This window comes from Candidatus Sodalis sp. SoCistrobi, from assembly GCF_900143145.1.
Classification (GTDB): domain Bacteria; phylum Pseudomonadota; class Gammaproteobacteria; order Enterobacterales; family Enterobacteriaceae; genus SoCistrobi.
The window spans coordinates 1-1,601 of sequence record NZ_FRDB01000357.1 but is presented as its reverse complement, the minus strand read 5'-3'; the positions used below and the strand labels follow the sequence as shown (position 1 = coordinate 1,601).

The following is a 1,601-nucleotide window of genomic DNA, read 5'->3' as shown; positions in this document are numbered from 1 at the left end:
TGCTCATGCTGAGTTTCCAGCACTAGATTAACTGCCCGTTCACGGACTTCCGGAGAGTAACGTTTGGTCGTTGTCATAGAGACCTCCACTTTTAAAGTATAGACTCTAATTTATCCGGGGTGATTCAAACCGTAGGAACAGACTTGTCTCTTTTTATGCCTGATCCAGGAGGGTATTTCAATCGCCTGCAGTCCGACTCCTGAGCGCCACAGCCACGAAAAGGCGTTACGGATGCGCCGAACGCCCGCAGGTTGCCGCTGGGACGGCGGGTGGCTGCTTTCAGACGATGCGGGACACCTTTTTAGGTCTGACCCGCCGTGGCTGGGAGCGGGGTAGTCTCTTTGCCGGCAATATTCTGATTTTTCAGGCGACGCGGCGCAGACCCTTGGCTAGAATAGTTGGCAACTGTTCTCATTATTAGCAAGGCGGTTTTGTGGAATATATTGCGTTGTACGGACTTTTTCTGGCCAAAACCCTCACCGTAGTGCTGGCGATCGGCGCGCTATTATTGCTGGTGTTTGGTTTACGCATGCGCTCGCGCCAGCGTAAAGGACAGATCCAAATCGAGGATTTGGGCAAGCACTACCGCGAGAGACAGCGGGAGATGCAATTGGCCAGGTTAGGCGAAGCCGAGAAAGGCGTGTGGCACAAGCGGCACAAAAAGCAGGATAAGGCCGAAGCCAAACGGGCCAAACTGCTGGCAAAACGGGGCGATGATCGGGCGGCGCGTTCTTGTCTTTACGTGCTGGACTTTACCGGCAGTATGGACGCGGGCGAAGTAAGCTCCCTGCGCGAGGAAATCTCCGCCGTGCTGTCGGTCGCCAAATCGGGCGATGAAGTGTTGCTGCGGCTTGAAAGCCCCGGCGGCGTGGTGCACGGCTACGGGCTGGCGGCATCGCAATTGCAGCGGTTGCGGGAAAAAGGTATCCCGCTCACCGTCGCGGTGGATAAGGTCGCCGCCAGCGGCGGCTATATGATTGCGTGTGTCGCGGACCGCATTGTCGCCGCGCCCTTTGCTATTATTGGCTCCATCGGCGTGGTCGCGCAGATCCCCAACTTCCATCGCCTGTTGAAACGTAACGATATCGATATGGAACTGCATACCGCCGGCGCCTATAAGCGGACGCTGACGCTGTTTGGTGAAAATTCACCCGCCGGACGCGAGAAATTCCAGCAAGAACTCAATGAGACTCATCAGCTGTTTAAATCCTTCGTTCAGCGTATGCGGCCCACGCTGGATATTGACGCCGTCGCCACCGGCGAACATTGGTATGGCGAACAGGCGCAGCATTTGGGGCTGGTAGACGCTATCGGCACCAGCGACGATTTGCTAATTGAGCAGTTGGTGCGGCATGAGGTGATAAGCGTGCGCTGGTAATGCCTTCAAATAGTTGACTTTTGTGATATTCTGCCTCTATTTGAGGTTTCCACGTGGTTACAGTTTCTGTTCATTGTCCTCGCTGCCATTCAGATGAAATTTATCGACATGGCCTTAGTCCAACTAAGCGCGAACGCTTCCGGTGTCAGTGCTGTCACCGTGTATTCCAGCTTACCTACCGCTATGAAGCGCGAAAGCCGGGAGTTAAAGAGCAGATCGTTGA

At 54.8% G+C, this 1,601-nt stretch carries 1 protein-coding gene and 1 pseudogene; both read left to right on the top strand.

Annotated elements, in window-relative coordinates; genetic code table 11:
- Positions 1-433 precede the first annotated feature (433 nt).
- Positions 434-1,375: pseudogene (gene sohB, locus CINSTRO3249_RS15710) on the top strand (protease SohB); the annotation flags it as partial.
- Positions 1,376-1,431: 56 nt separating this feature from the next.
- A partial coding sequence (locus CINSTRO3249_RS16995) for an IS1 family transposase (protein WP_143146886.1) occupies positions 1,432-1,601 on the top strand: 170 nt, incomplete at its 3' end.